Origin of the sequence: Enterobacter sp. MF024, from assembly GCF_005843915.1 — a bacterium.
GTDB lineage: Bacteria > Pseudomonadota > Gammaproteobacteria > Enterobacterales > Enterobacteriaceae > Enterobacter > Enterobacter barmai.
Window position 1 is genome coordinate 119,417 of the sequence record NZ_VCBB01000013.1, and the last position, 15,060, is coordinate 134,476.

Sequence of the window (15,060 nt, forward strand, 5' to 3'; positions counted from 1 at the left end):
ATGCCCGCCATTATATTTATTTAGCGCAATAAACCCGCGCTTCGCGAGGGGTATAAATACCCAGCGTTACGACACGTAATAATACATCCGTGCCGGATTCCTGCACTTCGGTACGAATAACTTTATCCGCGCCGCCGCAAACCTGCGCCGCATCAATCGTCTTAGACTGACCAATACCATTAACAAAGAAGGATTGTTTTGTTTCCTGAGTGGGCTTTTCAGCCACCCCGCTGTTGATCCTGAAAGTTTGTTGGGCGCAGCCGGACAGAGCAACCGCGACGAACGCTATCATCATTAACTTTTTCATAATTTTCTTAGGTTGGGGAGGAACAGTCCTGGATGTTATGACTGCCCCCCTGCACAACATATCCGACCAGCGGGCAGATCGGGAAACTTACGCGTTCTATTGACGCGCCATTGATATATGTAATTTCGGCAGATTGGCTTTGTTAAACGAGTGTGTGCGGAGAGTAAGAAAAAAGCATCTGTGCGGCATATTCCCCCTCACCCCAGCCCTCTCCCTGAATAGAGAGGGAGCCGATGGTGCCAGGATTTTCTCCCATCATATCCCCCTGAAAGCGCGATAACCGTCACATTATGCCAGGCTTTATATTCATCAAAGAAAAGGGATCACTCATTTGAAAAATGCGAAATACGACATGCCTTTGCGCGATAACGGGTTCGTTGGCCTTGGAGACTACGCCGCTATCGGTGAAGGGCGCTCGGTGGCGCTCATCGCCCCGGATGGTTCGATCGACTGGTGGGGCGCGCCCAACCTCGATTCGCCGCCCCTTTTTGACCGCTTGCTGGACCCTGGCATCGGCGGTTTTTTCAGCCTGACACCGGCGAGTGAATACACCGTCTCCCGCGCCTATCGCGAGGACAGCAACATCCTGGAAACCCGCTATGAAACGAAAGACGGCACGGCGCTGTTAACCGAATCCATCAACAGCACACTGGCAGGCCGTCTGCCCTGGAGCGAGCTGGCCCGCCGTCTGGAAGGGGTGCGCGGCACCGTGACGTTCAGACTTCAACTGCGGTTCGGAACGATGATCGAAACGCGATCGCCCTGGCGCTCCGATACCGACAAGGGCAGCGTTTACCATATCGGCGACCTGATGGCGATGCTCCACACCAGCGAAAACGTGGTCATTACCCGTGCCGATGATGAAGAGATCGAGGCGGAGATCGTCCTGAAGAAAGGGAGCCGGGAGATTGTCGCGCTGCTGGTGACCCTGGATGAGCCGCTGGCGGTACCGGACATTCAGGCGATTGATAACCGTATTGAAACCAGCCACACCGCCTGGCAGGACTGGGTGAAGGGGCTGAAATACGACGGCCTCTATAAAGATCACGTTATCCGCTCCGCGCTGGCGCTGAAGTTCCTCTGGTACTCCCCCACCGGCGCGCTGGCGGCAGCCGCCACCACCTCCCTGCCGGAGGGGCCCGGCGGCAGCAAAAACTATGATTACCGCTTTGCCTGGGTGCGCGATGCCTGCCTGATCATCAAAGCCTTTACCTATCTGGGCACCCTTGAAGAGTGTAAAGCGGCCTTCTCCTGGCTGTCGAAAACCATCATTAAACACGGCCCGGAGATGCGGGCCTGCTACACCCTCGACGGCGAACTGGTGCCGGAAGAGACCTACCCCGAACTGCAGGGCTACCGGGATTCGCAGCCGGTACGCCTCGGCAATAACGCCCGCAACCAGCGCCAGCTGAGCATGTATGGCGATATGCTTGGCGTGGCGAAACTGTTCGTCGAGGCGGGGCATATTCTGGATATCGGCACCTCGCGCTTCCTGGGGCATCTTGCCAACCAGTGCGCCGACCGCTGGCGCATGAAGGACTCCGGGATCTGGGAGCTGCCGGAAGAGCGGCATTACACCCACTCAAAAATGGCCTGCTGGCTGGCGCTGGACTGCGCCGTGGTGCTGGCCGAGACCAACCATATCGAACCTACATGGAAAGCGCGCTGGGCCCGGGAGCGGGACCGCATCCGCGACTGGATTGAAGAGCACTGCTGGTCGGAGACCCATCAGTCCTACTGTTTTTACGACGGGGACGGCGGGCTGCTGGATGCGTCGCTCACCCTGGTGTCGCGCTACGGTGTGAAAGTGAACCCGAAACGCATGAAGCTGACCTATCAGGCCATCCAACGCGAGCTGGGTCATAACAGCTCGATGATCTACCGCTACAGCGGGGTTGAGCAGGAGGAGAGCACCTTTATCGCCTGCGCCTTCTGGCTGGCGGAGGCCTGGGCCTCGATGGGCGAACCGGAGCAGGCCGAAAAGAACATGGATGAAATTCTTGAAACGCTATGTCATCGCGGCAATGTCGAAACCTTCAATGAAATGTTCGATACCCGCACCGGCGAGTGGGTCGGCAATATGCCTCAGGGGTTAAGCCATCTGGCGCTGATCTGTGCGGCGCAGGCCATCAGCGATCATCAGGAAGGTAAATAGCCCTTGCCTGCCTGACGGAAAATCAGGCAGGCCAACAGCCAGAAGGGATCAATGCAGAATAGCTTTAAGCCGCTGTAGCGCCATCAAAGGCCGCAGGGATCGCTGCTGGAAGGGTTGTACGCCGGTGATATTGCAGGTGTTGAGATAGCTGTCCAGCGCATCCCGGGCGGCGATCTTCAGCTCCTGCACATCTCGCGCCATAAAGCGCGCTTCACTTCTGGTATTCAGAAACACACCACGGAACATATCAATCACCGGATCGTAGGTCACCAGGGCTTTATGTCCGTCGATAAAAAGGGTATTTGAGCGGCTCATCCTTGAGAATTATCCTAATCAACATAACTGGTGTGGATATTACGCTCCATAAATCAAATTAAAAAGCAGTTTTGAAAGTAAAAAAATTTTTGATGATGGTCGATAAACTTTACGGATCCTGAGGGGATTTACCATGGCGGTCATGCCTCATCGTGCTCCTGACGTGCATCCGGAGCCAGATGCTGCTTGCGGTACTGTAATGGCGTTTGCCCAATCCGCTTTTTAAAGCAGGTAATGAAATACGTCATCTCGGTAAATCCCACCTTTTCGGCAATCCCGTTGATGCTTAACGGCGACATACGCAATAAATCACAGCTTTTTTTGATGCGCCGGGTGAGCAGGTATTCGTGAATGCTGCCGCCGGTTTGTTGACGGAAGATCCGCGACGTGTAGCTGCGCGACAGGCCGATAGCGCTGGCCAGATCGTCCAGGGAAAACTTCTCCTGATAATGATCTTCCACCCACTGCATGATCTGCGCCGCCACGGTATGTTGTTGCTGAACGGGCGTCTGCGGCTGTGCGGGCAGAAAGGCCATTATCTGCATCACCAGAAATGCCACCTCGCTGGCTTCCGTTTGATTGCCGCTGCCCTGCCCGCAATACCGATCCAGAATGCACCCCATCATCTGGGCGTGTTCGCTGAGATCGTACACCTGCGCAGGCACGTTGCTGTCGGCCAGGGCGGCAAACTGCGCCTGATGGCGGGGGAAATCCCGCAGGGCAGCAATCACCGACGATTGCTCAATATGCATGGTGGTGCGGTAGTAGCGATTACTGTCGCTGGCCTCGACATGGACCTTGTGCAGCCGGAAAGGCGGAAAGATAAACAGCCGACCGGGCCGGGCGGTGTAGTGACGGTTATCGACCACCACAATGCCGTAGCCTTCAGACACATACAGAAACTCAACGCACTGGTGCCAGTGGTAATAGAGCGCGCTGGAGCCGCGCGGACGATAGAGCGCCATGACGTCGTCATTTAGCGCGATGCGCTCCATTAATTGTCGTTCCTGCATTTTTCCTCAGAGCAACAGAGTTAAGTTTTTAGGCCATGATTTATAAAATATTGCCGTGTACGGGCTTAAATCCAACTTTCTTTAAATAACGGATAGTTTTTGTGACGTAGCTCACTCGGAGAAAAGCGGAAAATCCACCAGGATTCGCTCACCGTGTGCCCGCCACACGCAATAAAATAAATGAGTAATCAGGAGAGATAATGATGACGCTATCCTCATCCGTTCGTACCGCACAAATAAAAATGAGTGGCTTTATTTTTCTCTATTTTTTTACCTGGTCATCGAGCTTTGGTTTATATGCCTTATGGCTGAGCCAGAAAGTGGGATTAGACAGCATTACCATTGGCAGCGTATTTGCGATTAACGGTGCCTTTGCGGTGATCCTTAAACCGGTTTACGGCTACATCATGGATAAAATAGGCATGAGCAAATAGTTGCTCTATTTTGTCTGCGCCATCTCGGCCCTGATGGCACCGTTTTTTGTCACCGTCTACCAGCCGCTGCTGTTAACCCACACCACGATCGGCATTATCGTCGGTGCGTTCTGGCTGAGCCTCGGCTGGTATGCCGGCGTCGCGGCCGCGGAATCCTACGCCGATCGCTTTAGTCGTCTGTATAGCCTGGAGTTTGGCCGGATCCGCATGTGGGGATCGCTCGGCTGGGCGCTGGCGGCGTCGGTCTCCGGCGTGCTGTTTAACATCACTCCGCTGGCGAACTTTCTTGTCAGCAGCGGAACCTCCGTGGTGATGCTGCTGGTGCTGATGAGCCTGAAAATAGGCGACGAGCAGCTGCGCAATAACAACGTGATTGCCGACAACCGCATCGTGTTTGCCGATGTCATTGCGTTGCTGAAAAATCAGAAGTTCTGGATGTTCAGCCTGTATGTGGCCGGCGTGGCATGGATGATGTTTGTCGCCGAGCAGCAGTTCCCGCGCTACTTCGTCTCCTTTTTCGAAACGAAACAGCAGGGTAATGCCTGGTACGACTATCTGGGCACCCTGCAGGCGGGTATTGAATTCCTGATGATGATGTTTATTCCGGCGGTGGTGAATCATTTTGGTGCCAAAAAAGGGCTGCTGCTGTGCGGCCTGGTGGTGGGGATCCGCCTGATTGCCTCGGGACTGACCTCCGATCCGCTGATGATCTCGATTATCAAGCCGCTGTATGGCGTAGAAATCGCTCTGCTGCTGATTTCCGTTTTCAAATACATCGCCGAGCATTTCCATAAAAAAGTGAATGCCACCATGTATTTGCTGGGCTATCAGGCGATGGTCTACGTCGGCTCCGTGGTGGTGGCACCGCATGCGGGCTACCTGTATGAGAAAATCGGCTTTGAGCACACCTACCTGATGATGGGCAGCTGCGCCCTGCTGTTTACCCTGATCTCCGCCTTTACCCTTTCGCCCTGCAAGTCTCAACGTGGCCTGACCGATACCTTTTCCCCTGAACTGAAACCTACCCCGGTCGAGCCGGTAAAACACTAATCTGAGGACAAAATATGATTCGTTCTGCTGTCACTGCAAATGTCGTGACCGAGTCACTGCGCCCTGTGGAACTGCATCAGGTTGATCGCCTGCAGCTGCGCCGCAAGCTGGATGAGGCGGTAAACCGCATCACGCCTAAGCTGGATAAAACGATGGCCCTGATGGGGGATAAATTCCCTAACGAAGCCTGCGAAGGGGGAAAATGGACCCCTTCAGACAATACGCAATGGACCACCAGCTTCTGGACCGGCCAGCTGTGGCTGGCCTGGGAGTTGACCGGGGAGGATAAATACCGCCAGGCGGCGGAGCGCTATCTGCCCTCTTTCGCCTCGCGACTGGCGCAGCGCATTGAAACGGCCACCCACGATCTGGGGTTTCTCTACTCCCTCTCCTGCGTTAACGCCTGGCGCTTAACGGGGAATGATACTGCCCGCCGGGTCGCACTTCAGGCGGCCGATATCCTGATGGAGCGCTACAACCCGGTGGCGAAAATTATCCAGGCCTGGGGCGACCTGAACGATCCGGCGCAGCAGGGACGGATGATCATTGACTGCAATATGAACCTGCCGCTTCTGTACTGGGCCAGCGAGCAGACCGGCGAAGCGCGCTACGCCGAAGCCGCAGCGGCTCATGCGCAGCAGGCGGCAAAATACATCGTCCGCCCGGATGCCTCGACCTTCCACACCTTTTACATGGACGTGACGACCGGCGAGCCGCGTTTTGGTGATACCCATCAGGGCCATAGCGATACGTCATGCTGGTCCCGCGGCCAGGCATGGGCCATCTATGGGTTTATGCTCAGCTATCTCTACACCGGCGATAAGCCTCTGGTAGACCTGACCCGCAGCCTGGCCCACTACTTTATCAACCGCCTGCCGGAAGATGATGTCTGCCACTGGGATCTGGCCCTGCTGGGCACCGATGCCGTGCGCGACAGTTCGGCGGCAGCTATCGCCGCCTGCGGCCTGCTTGAGCTGGTTAACGCCTTGCCGGTGCTGGATGAACATCGCGCCCATTACGAGGAGATGGCGCTGCGGATCGTCCAGTCGCTGACCGAGAACTATCTGGCGGATGACGAGGATCCGTGTGAAGGATTGCTGAAGCATTCGGTTTATCACATGCCCGCCGGTATTGGCGTGGATGAGTGCTGTAGCTGGGGTGATTATTACTACCTCGAGCTGCTGACCCGGGTGCGTCAGACCTGGTCGAGGTACTGGTAACCGCCCACCGGCCATGCGCCTGATAATTCCTTCTGGCGCATGGCATCCACGATTTAAGAATAATCCTGCTCACATCGCCGACTATGCTTAACGTTTAAAAAACAGACGACACAGTCGCACCCTCTTTCACTTTTATCCCCTTAAATACCGGAGGCCTGGCATGAGCAACCAAGGCGAATACCCTGATGATGGACGATCACACGACTTCAGCCTGTCCCGTCGGGAGCTGATAAAAGTCAGCGCCGCAGCGGCGGCAACCGCGGCGGTTTACCCTTGTGGCGCGCTGGCCGAGGGTCAACCCGCCGTCACGCCCGCGCCGGAGATGATGCCGGTGACGTTTCGCGTCAACGGCGAGCAGCAGCAGCTGGAGGTGGATACCCGAACCACCCTGCTGGATGCCCTGCGCGAGAACCTGCACCTGACCGGCACCAAAAAAGGCTGCGACCACGGGCAGTGCGGCGCCTGCACCGTTATCGTTGACGGGCGCAGGATCAATTCCTGTCTCACCCTGGCCGTGATGCACCAGAACGCTGACATCACCACCATCGAGGGGCTGGGCACGCCTGACAATCTGCATCCCATGCAGGCGGCGTTTGTCGAACACGATGGTTATCAGTGCGGCTACTGCACGCCGGGGCAAATCTGCTCCTCGGTGGCGGTACTGAAAGAGATTGAAGCGGGCATCCCCAGCCATGTGACCCTCGATCTGGTCTCCCCTCCCGAAATGAGCGCCCAGGAGATCCGCGAGCGCATGAGCGGCAACATCTGCCGCTGCGGCGCATATGCCAACATTCTTGCCGCCATTGAAGACGTCGCCGGAGGGAAGAAATCATGAAAGCCTTCACCTATGAACGGGTTCAGACCCCGGCCGAGGCGGCGGCCAGCGCCCGGCGCACCCCTGGCGCGAAATTTATCGCTGGCGGCACTAATCTGCTGGATCTGATGAAGCTGGAAATCGAGACCCCCACCCACCTGATCGACGTGAACGGCCTGGGGCTGGATAAGATTGACGCTACCGACGAGGGCGGGCTGCGCATCGGTGCCCTGGTGCGAAATACCGATCTGGCCGCCGATGAGCGCGTGCGCCGTGACTATGCCGTGCTCTCCCGGGCGCTGCTGGCCGGGGCCTCCGGACAGCTGCGCAACCAGGCCACCACGGCGGGCAATCTTCTCCAGCGAACCCGCTGCCCCTACTTTTACGACACTAACCAGCCCTGCAATAAGCGTCTTCCCGGCAGCGGCTGCGCGGCGCTGGAAGGGTTTAGCCGCCAGCATGCGGTGGTAGCAAGCAGCGAAGCCTGTATCGCCACCCATCCTGGCGACATGCCCGTGGCGATGCGGCTGCTGGACGCGGTGGTGGAAACCATCAACCCGGACGGAAAAGCGCGCAACATTCCCATCGCCGACTTTTATCGCGCCCCGGGGAAAACGCCTCATATCGAGACCGTCCTGACGCCCGGCGAGTTGATTACCGCCGTCAGCCTGCCGCCGCCGGTGGCTGGGCAGCACATTTACCGTAAGGTCCGCGATCGCGCTTCTTACGCCTTCGCGCTGGTGTCGGTGGCGGCGATTGTCCAGCCGGACGGCACAGGTCGCGTCGCGCTGGGCGGCGTGGCGCATAAACCCTGGCGAGTGGCGCAGGCCGATGCGCAGGTCACTCAGGGGGCGCAGGCGGTGTATGACGCGCTGTTTGCCGACGCGCATCCGACGCCTGAAAACAGATTCAAACTTACCCTGGCGAAGCGAACGCTTGCCTCCGTGCTGACAGAAGCGAGGGCTCAGGTATGAAATTTGAGAAACCGGCAGGGGAAAACCCGATCGATCGGTTGAAGGTGGTTGGACAGCCTCATGACCGTATCGACGGCCCGTTAAAAACCACCGGCAAGGCGCACTATGCCTACGAATGGCATGACACCGCGCCCAACGCGGCCTATGGCTACGTGGTCGGCTCGGCCATCGCGAAAGGCGAGATCGCCACCATCGACACCCAGGCCGCGAAAAAAGCGCCGGGCGTGCTGACGGTGATCACCGCCAGCAGCGCGGGTGCGCTCGGCAAAGGTGAGCGCAACGCGGCCACACTGTTGGGTGGGCCAAAGATCGAGCACTACCATCAGGCCGTTGCGCTGGTGGTGGCCGAGACCTTTGAGCAGGCCCGGGCGGCGGCGTCGCTGGTGCAGGTTCAGTACCGGCGTGATCAGGGCGCGTACTCGCTGGCGGAGGAAAAACCCGCCGTCAACCAGCCGCCAGAGAAGACCCCGGATAAAAACGTCGGCGATTTTGACGCCGCCTTTAACGCCGCCGAGGTGAAGCTAGACGTTACCTATACCACCCCCGATCAGAGCCATATGGCGATGGAGCCGCACGCCTCTATGGCCGTCTGGGACGGCGATAAGGTGACGCTCTGGACCTCCAATCAGATGGTGGCATGGTGTCGCACCGACCTGGCGGCGACGCTGAAGATCCCCGAGGAGAACGTGCGCATCATCTCCCCCTATATCGGCGGGGGCTTTGGCGGCAAGCTGTTCCTGCGAAGCGATGCCCTGCTGGCCGCGCTGGCGGCCCGGGCCGTGAAGCGTCCGGTTAAGGTGATGCTGGCGCGCCCGACGATCCCTAACAACACCACTCACCGTCCGGCGACCATTCAGCACATTCGCATTGGTACTGACAAGGCAGGGAAAATCACCGCCATCGCCCATGACAGCTGGTCCGGCAATCTGCCCGGCGGCACGCCGGAGACGGCGGTGCAGCAGACCGAACTGCTCTACGCGGGTGAAAATCGTCATACCGGCCTGCGGCTGGCAAAACTGGATCTGCCCGAGGGCAACGCCATGCGCGCCCCCGGTGAAGCGCCGGGCCTGATGGCGCTTGAGATTGCCATCGACGAGATGGCGGAGAAAGCGGGCGTCGATCCGGTTGAGTTTCGCATCCTCAATGACACGCAGGTCGATCCGGCGGATCCCAAGCGTCCCTTCTCCCGTCGTCAGCTGATTGAGTGCCTGCGCACCGGGGCCGAGGAGTTCGGCTGGAAGCAGCGCAACGCGACGCCAGGCCAGGTTCGCGACGGGCGCTGGCTGGTGGGCATCGGCATGGCGGCCGGTTTTCGCAATAACCTGTTAGAAAAATCCGCCGCCCGGGTGCATCTGGATGCCGACGGAAAGGTGACGGTAGAAACCGACATGACGGACATCGGCACCGGGAGTTACACCATCATTGCCCAGACGGCGGCGGAAATGCTGGGCGTGCCGCTGGAAAACGTGACGGTGCACCTCGGGGATTCGAGCTTCCCGGTGTCGGCCGGTTCAGGGGGACAGTGGGGGGCGAATACCTCCACCTCGGGGGTTTACGCCGCCTGCGTGAAGCTGCGCGAAACCATCGCCACGAAACTCGGTTTCGACCCCGACCAGGCGCAATTTAGCGACGGGAAGATCGCCCAGGATACGCGCAGCGCGGAGATTCGCGAGGCCGCTGCCAACGGCACGCTGACCGCCGAAGACAGTATCGAGTTTGGCGATCTGGACAAGCAGTACCAGCAGTCGACCTTTGCCGGCCACTTTATCGAGGTGGCCGTGGACGTGGCGACGGGGGAAGTGCGGGTCCGGCGTATGCTGGCGGTGTGCGCCGCAGGCCGCATTCTTAACCCGAAAACCGCCCGCAGCCAGGTGATTGGCGCGATGACCATGGGGCTCGGCGCGGCGCTGATGGAGGAGCTGGCGGTGGACACCCGGCTGGGGTACTTCGTTAATCACGACATGGCGGGGTATGAAGTGCCGGTGCATGCCGATGTCCCGGAGCAGAAGGTCATTTTCCTCGACGACACCGACCCGATCTCCTCGCCCATGAAAGCCAAAGGGGTGGGCGAACTGGGGCTGTGCGGCGTGGGCGCGGCTATTGCCAATGCGGTGTACAACGCCACGGGCGTGCGGGTACGGGAGTATCCCATCACCCTGGACAAGCTGATCGAAGCGCTACCCGATGTGGTGTAAGGAGAGAGGATGCTGCAACACGCTGCGCTGACAGAACAGATTATCCCCGAACAGGCCTTTGCCACCGACGACAGCGTGGCGGTGCTGCGCTTCGCGGCGGAGGGGTTAAACGCAGGCATGGCGGTGGCGCTGGTGACCCTGGTGGAGATCCGCGGCGGTGCCGCCAGGCCGCTGGGGGCGCAGATGGCCGTTCGCGAGGACGGCTTATATTGCGGCTATGTCTCCGGCGGCTGCGTAGAATCCGCTGCCGCTTACGAGGCGCTGGAGACCCTCGCCAGCGGCAAAGACCGTCAGGTGAAGTACGGCGAGGGATCGCCGTGGTTCGATATTGTGCTGCCCTGCGGCGGTGGCATTACCCTGAACATCCATAAACTGCGCTCGGTGCAGCCGCTACTGGCGGTATTGAACAGCCTGGCGCAGCGTAAACCGGTGGGATTGCGCTATCACGCCCCGTCGCAGTCGTTGCACTCTGTGCCCGGGACACCCCGGACAGGCTGGAAGGACGATCTTTTTGAGCAGGGCTATCGCCCCAGTGTGCGGATACTGATTTACGGGGGCTCCGTGGAGGCACAGGCCACCGCCCGCGTGGCCCAGGCGGCGGGGTATGAGGTTCAGTGCAACCCGCGCAGGGTTGAGCCGATGGATGCCGACACGGCGGTGATTTTGCTCTGGCACGATGGGCACAAGGAGTTGCCGGTGCTGGAGGCCGCGCTGACGGCAGAACCTTTTTATATTGGTGCTCTCGGCAGCCGTCGCACCCACCAGCGGCGGGTCGAGAAGCTGCTTGAACTGGGCTGGGAAGAGGCGGATATCGCGCGCATCAAGGCGCCGATTGGGATTTTCCCTCAGGCGCGGGATGCGAACACCCTGGCACTGTCGGTGGTGGCGGACGTGGCGGCGGCGCGTTTGCATCAGGAAGAACCTATCAAAATTAAGGGGTTGGGCTGATTTTACGCCTGTCTTCCTGCGTACATGTTAAATTATTTAACACTGTTTCATCGTGTGGACGGGTTACCACACACTTGAAGCTGAAAATGGAAAATGCATTCAACTAACCCCTACAGGAAAGTAGATGAAAAAAACTCTCTTCGCATTGCCCCCTGCCATTCTTATGGCTTTACCTTGTATCGTCTCCCCCGCCAGCGCCGCGCAGCAGGTACATGCTGTTGATGTAAAATCCTTTGATGTCGGCGGCGTGAAGACCGGGATGAGCGTTGAACAAGCCCGTGCAGCGATGCAGAAAAATTTTGGTGTCTCAGCCGACAAAATCGAAGCCTCTAAGTCTGCGGCATATCAGGTGGCAACCAAGATTACCGGGAGCCCGCAGGTTATGTATCTGGTCTATGAGAACAACGGTACCCGGATGCAGGTAAGTTTCGAACCTCGCGTCCCTTACGACAAAAGCAACCCGATGGCTGCAGCCTTGATCTCCTATGAGATCCCCTGGACGAGCGATAATGCAGCGTCAATGAAGGAAGCCGCACTGGCAAAATATGGCCCGGTTTCCGCCCCTGATACGAACCCTATATGGTGTGAAAAACCCCTGCCCGGGACAGGCATGGGATGCGAACAGGGTACAGCCGAACTGAAAGTGGCCAGCACAAAACTGACGTTGATCGATCCTGCCTGGCAAAACGCCAGAATAAAATTTATGGATCAGCAAAACGCGACCAAGCCGCAGTTTTAACGTCGCTGGGCAGCCTGTCTTCCTTCTCCACAGAAGTGTTAAGGAAGACAGGCTGCTTTGAGTGAGGAGCAGACTGAGTTGACCTTTCTGGTCACTGTCACAATGAAGACAGAACCTGCGAAATCTGTATTAACCAATTAGGGTAATCACCCCTTGCACGAAGCGGACAAGCTGAATAGTCATAGGTCAACTGTGAGCGAAGAGCTAGCATCCTGTTTATTTCATAATGGTAAATAACTATCATAATTCGACTTGTATTTACGTCAAAAGCACTAAATCATTAACAATTGAAACCTTTTTGTAGGTCTGTAAGCTGGTAATTATGAGGTCTTATAGTCCCATTCAAATATCAATACTAAAAGGATGCTGGGAAATTTTATTCTTTAGTTTGTCATAATTTCGAATTATTATTCTACTCAAACCAAGTGGCATAGAATTCAAACTTAGACTATAAAAATAACATGCCCTTATTTATTATTATTGATGCCGGGGTTGTTTAAATGAAAAATAACGACAAGTGTATTGGTGATTATTGTGATACTCATGAGTACACAACAATCAATATTTTATTAAAACAAGAGCTAGATTCTCCATCATCATTATCCCCTCTCCCCCACACCTTACCTGATAGCGAGCAAGAAGATGAAATAGACATACCGAGCGTAGACTATGAAGTGCGGTACACACCATTAATAGAAGTAGATCCCAAGATTGTAAACTTAAAAGAATCCGCTAAGAACATGTATTTAAAAGCTAACCATTCTTATATTAACACCGATGGCCATAAGACTAATTTCATTCAAATTCGCTCTGGTAGAAGAAATGTTCGAGAGCAGGCCGAGCTATATGAGAAATTTCTCAATTCTCTTTATGGTGGCCCCCCAGCAAATAAGGCCAATAAACCAGGGAAATCTTTTCATGAGTATGGGTTAGCTATTGATGTTATCAGAAATGGGGATGACTCTAGATTAATTCCTGCGTTGGAGTCCGCTGGTTGGGTACAGGCTGTTGCCGATGAGGGTTGGCATTTCCAAGCTGAAAGTGCTACCGACTGGGGGGATGTTGTAAATCGTATTGAAATAGAAATTTCCCCGATGTCAGAAAAATATGCTGAGAATCGAGTTGTTTACTACGAGAATAAGAAAAAAATCTCTGACACTGAACCTGATTATATGAATGAACGGCGGAGATTGTCTGAGTCTGAGTTGGCATTAAATTTAGAAAAGAAGAATATCAATATACAGAGAGATAAACTTCAGAAAGAACAACTGAGATTGAAGCAAGCCGATATTCAATTGAAAAACCAGAGGCTTCGTGTGCAACAATTAAAAAATCAGTATTCATCTCTGGTTTATAATCGGTGTCCAGCGGGGAAATCATATAACGACTGCACCCACATTGATTTAAAAAATGCATTTGATAAAGAAAAAAATTCGCTTTATAACGAATACTTATCAGCAACGGCAGAGTTAAATAATAGCGAGAAGCAGCAAGCTAGCGCATGGGCAAAATGGAGTGATGAGAGTGCATATTATCGTAACCAGTTGCAGTTATATCAAGATCGCTTACAAAAACACGAGCAGGATTTAATTAAAAATGAAGGTATCGGAAAAAAGATTGAGAGATGGCGTCAAGAAATGAATGCAAGAAACTCACTAAAGGAGCAAAATTTGATAGAGCTAACTTCTGCGGTTGAAAAAATATAAAACAAAGTGGAGTAAAATATGTTACTTACCTCAAGACTAATTAATCACAATCTAAAAAAAATTAGTTTATTATTAAGTTTTTTATTTTGTCATTTTGCAATAGCAGAGGGTGATGTACAAGATATTGCACTGTACCCAACTGACAAAGTTAATGAGACCTCCGCTCCAGTTATCTCCTGGAAGTGTACGGATGATGATCAAGTAAAATATACACTATCTGAAGATTCGAGTGGACGTACGATTATGGATGAGAAATGGTTCCCTATTATGCAAGCTAATAAGGTGGGTCGATGCACCATTAGGGGTTTTAATACTGTAGGGAAAAGAATAACCCCCCCCCTAAAACCATTTCCTCCATGCAATCCCAGTCACAGTTGTTTACGAGTAATCACACCTAGATATGGCGGATTACCGGTAGGTAGTTATACCTTGACTTTAGCGCTAAAGTCGAAGGAAGGTAATGAAAAAATATACGCTTCTAAATTTACTATTGTTGAGAATATATTTTCGGATTTTAGCAATGATTCTGCGAATTGGAAAGCAATAAGCGGAGAGCAAAACTGGATTGCACTAGGAGGTCAATATAATATACGAGGTAATTCAAGGGGGAAAGAGTGGGTTAGTATCTATATAGGAGATGTACTTCTCGATAAAAAAGGTAGTCGTTTTTATAGTGGTAGACATTATCAGGCAATACTATCACCTAATTGTAGTAATGAACGATGCTATGCAGGAATAGTTTTATATAACTCATATTACGGTTCGTCCAATGGAGTTGATAGATATGATCGTTCTGAAGTTATAATTAGTGGTGACCAAAAAATTTCAATTCGATATGTGACCGATAGCGAACCAGGAAAGTACTGGGCAGTAGTCGATCGAAAAGATATCTCAAGCATAATAAGCGATAAAATATCATATACATTGGATGTCTATTTATCCCGACCTGGTATAGGTGGAAATATTCGTGCATATATAGATAAAAACCTTGTATATTGTGGCGTTAATAATAATGCGATTGTCGGAAACGCCGGACTTGTTTTTTCTTCGAACGAGCAATTTGAATCTTTAGATGTTGATGAATTCATAGTTCAGCCGACCCCGTTTCATTTTCATACTTGCTACTGGGATCTTCCATATGTACCTCAGAACAAATAGTTCTCACTGAAAATGTAAGCCATATGATCTCA

At 54.3% G+C, this 15,060-nt stretch carries 12 protein-coding genes and 1 pseudogene; 10 read left to right on the forward strand and 3 right to left on the reverse strand.

Translation table 11 applies throughout. From position 1 onward, the window contains the following. Positions 1–16: 16 nt before the first annotated feature. Positions 17–307, reverse strand: a complete 291-nt coding sequence (locus FFB58_RS18655) for a Bor family protein (RefSeq protein WP_138370663.1) — start codon at positions 305–307, stop codon at positions 17–19. A gap of 331 nt (positions 308–638) precedes the next feature. Here FFB58_RS18655 and FFB58_RS18660 point away from each other — a divergent pair, with 331 nt between their 5' ends. Then, the gene (locus tag FFB58_RS18660) at positions 639–2,462 is read left to right on the forward strand and encodes a glycoside hydrolase family 15 protein (protein ID WP_138370664.1); all 1,824 of its coding nucleotides are present in this window, start codon (positions 639–641) and stop codon (positions 2,460–2,462) included. A gap of 48 nt (positions 2,463–2,510) precedes the next feature. Here the strand turns inward: FFB58_RS18660 and FFB58_RS18665 are convergent, their stop codons facing one another. Then, positions 2,511–2,777: a type II toxin-antitoxin system HicB family antitoxin gene (locus tag FFB58_RS18665; protein WP_138370665.1), complete on the reverse strand. Its 267-nt coding sequence runs from the start codon at positions 2,775–2,777 to the stop codon at positions 2,511–2,513. A 140-nt stretch (positions 2,778–2,917) separates the two neighbouring features. Beyond that, positions 2,918–3,790 (reverse strand): AraC family transcriptional regulator, encoded by an 873-nt coding sequence (locus tag FFB58_RS18670; RefSeq protein WP_138370666.1) that lies wholly within the window; start codon positions 3,788–3,790, stop codon positions 2,918–2,920. Positions 3,791–3,993: 203 nt separating this feature from the next. On the opposite strand from FFB58_RS18670, the pseudogene FFB58_RS18675 reads away from it, so the two are divergent. From FFB58_RS18675 to FFB58_RS18715, 9 genes and pseudogenes are all read left to right on the forward strand, one after another. Continuing rightward, positions 3,994–5,274 (forward strand): annotated as a pseudogene (locus FFB58_RS18675) (oligosaccharide MFS transporter). A 14-nt stretch (positions 5,275–5,288) separates the two neighbouring features. After that, complete coding sequence (locus FFB58_RS18680) at positions 5,289–6,494, forward strand: glycoside hydrolase family 88 protein (protein WP_138370667.1); 1,206 nt, start codon at positions 5,289–5,291, stop codon at positions 6,492–6,494. Positions 6,495–6,654: 160 nt separating this feature from the next. Continuing rightward, positions 6,655–7,329 carry an aldehyde dehydrogenase iron-sulfur subunit PaoA gene (gene paoA / locus FFB58_RS18685; protein ID WP_138370668.1) on the forward strand — a complete coding sequence of 225 codons (675 nt, stop codon included), beginning with the start codon at positions 6,655–6,657 and terminating at the stop codon, positions 7,327–7,329. Beyond that, positions 7,326–8,282 (forward strand): xanthine dehydrogenase family protein subunit M, encoded by a 957-nt coding sequence (locus FFB58_RS18690; RefSeq protein WP_138370669.1) that lies wholly within the window; start codon positions 7,326–7,328, stop codon positions 8,280–8,282. Before paoA ends, FFB58_RS18690 begins: the two co-directional genes overlap by 4 nt. After that, positions 8,279–10,477, forward strand: coding sequence for an aldehyde oxidoreductase molybdenum-binding subunit PaoC (gene paoC, locus FFB58_RS18695; RefSeq protein WP_138370670.1), 2,199 nt, complete (start codon positions 8,279–8,281; stop codon positions 10,475–10,477). The genes FFB58_RS18690 and paoC overlap by 4 nt, the downstream gene beginning before the upstream one ends. A 9-nt stretch (positions 10,478–10,486) precedes the next feature. Then, positions 10,487–11,425: an XdhC family protein gene (locus FFB58_RS18700; RefSeq protein ID WP_138370671.1), complete on the forward strand. Its 939-nt coding sequence runs from the start codon at positions 10,487–10,489 to the stop codon at positions 11,423–11,425. Positions 11,426–11,549: 124 nt separating this feature from the next. Further along, positions 11,550–12,164 (forward strand): hypothetical protein, encoded by a 615-nt coding sequence (locus FFB58_RS18705; RefSeq protein ID WP_138370672.1) that lies wholly within the window; start codon positions 11,550–11,552, stop codon positions 12,162–12,164. Positions 12,165–12,664: 500 nt separating this feature from the next. Continuing rightward, positions 12,665–13,870 carry a M15 family metallopeptidase gene (locus FFB58_RS18710; protein ID WP_138370673.1) on the forward strand — a complete coding sequence of 402 codons (1,206 nt, stop codon included), beginning with the start codon at positions 12,665–12,667 and terminating at the stop codon, positions 13,868–13,870. Between the two features lie 18 nt (positions 13,871–13,888). Further along, on the forward strand, positions 13,889–15,028 hold the full coding sequence (locus FFB58_RS18715; RefSeq protein WP_138370674.1) for a hypothetical protein: 1,140 nt from the start codon (positions 13,889–13,891) through the stop codon (positions 15,026–15,028). Positions 15,029–15,060 lie beyond the last annotated feature (32 nt).

What these genes read in the sequence shown, in the direction of transcription:
- FFB58_RS18715 (WP_138370674.1), top strand. Translation starts at nt 13,889, where the DNA reads ATGTTACTTACCTCAAGACTAATTAATCACAATCTAAAAAAAATTAGT.
- FFB58_RS18680 (WP_138370667.1), top strand. Translation starts at nt 5,289, where the DNA reads ATGATTCGTTCTGCTGTCACTGCAAATGTCGTGACCGAGTCACTGCGC.
- FFB58_RS18700 (WP_138370671.1), top strand. Translation starts at nt 10,487, where the DNA reads ATGCTGCAACACGCTGCGCTGACAGAACAGATTATCCCCGAACAGGCC.
- paoA (WP_138370668.1), top strand. Translation starts at nt 6,655, where the DNA reads ATGAGCAACCAAGGCGAATACCCTGATGATGGACGATCACACGACTTC.
- FFB58_RS18710 (WP_138370673.1), top strand. Translation starts at nt 12,665, where the DNA reads ATGAAAAATAACGACAAGTGTATTGGTGATTATTGTGATACTCATGAG.
- FFB58_RS18705 (WP_138370672.1), top strand. Translation starts at nt 11,550, where the DNA reads ATGAAAAAAACTCTCTTCGCATTGCCCCCTGCCATTCTTATGGCTTTA.
- FFB58_RS18665 (WP_138370665.1), bottom strand. Translation starts at nt 2,777, where the DNA reads ATGAGCCGCTCAAATACCCTTTTTATCGACGGACATAAAGCCCTGGTG.
- FFB58_RS18690 (WP_138370669.1), top strand. Translation starts at nt 7,326, where the DNA reads ATGAAAGCCTTCACCTATGAACGGGTTCAGACCCCGGCCGAGGCGGCG.
- paoC (WP_138370670.1), top strand. Translation starts at nt 8,279, where the DNA reads ATGAAATTTGAGAAACCGGCAGGGGAAAACCCGATCGATCGGTTGAAG.
- FFB58_RS18655 (WP_138370663.1), bottom strand. Translation starts at nt 307, where the DNA reads ATGAAAAAGTTAATGATGATAGCGTTCGTCGCGGTTGCTCTGTCCGGC.
- FFB58_RS18670 (WP_138370666.1), bottom strand. Translation starts at nt 3,790, where the DNA reads ATGCAGGAACGACAATTAATGGAGCGCATCGCGCTAAATGACGACGTC.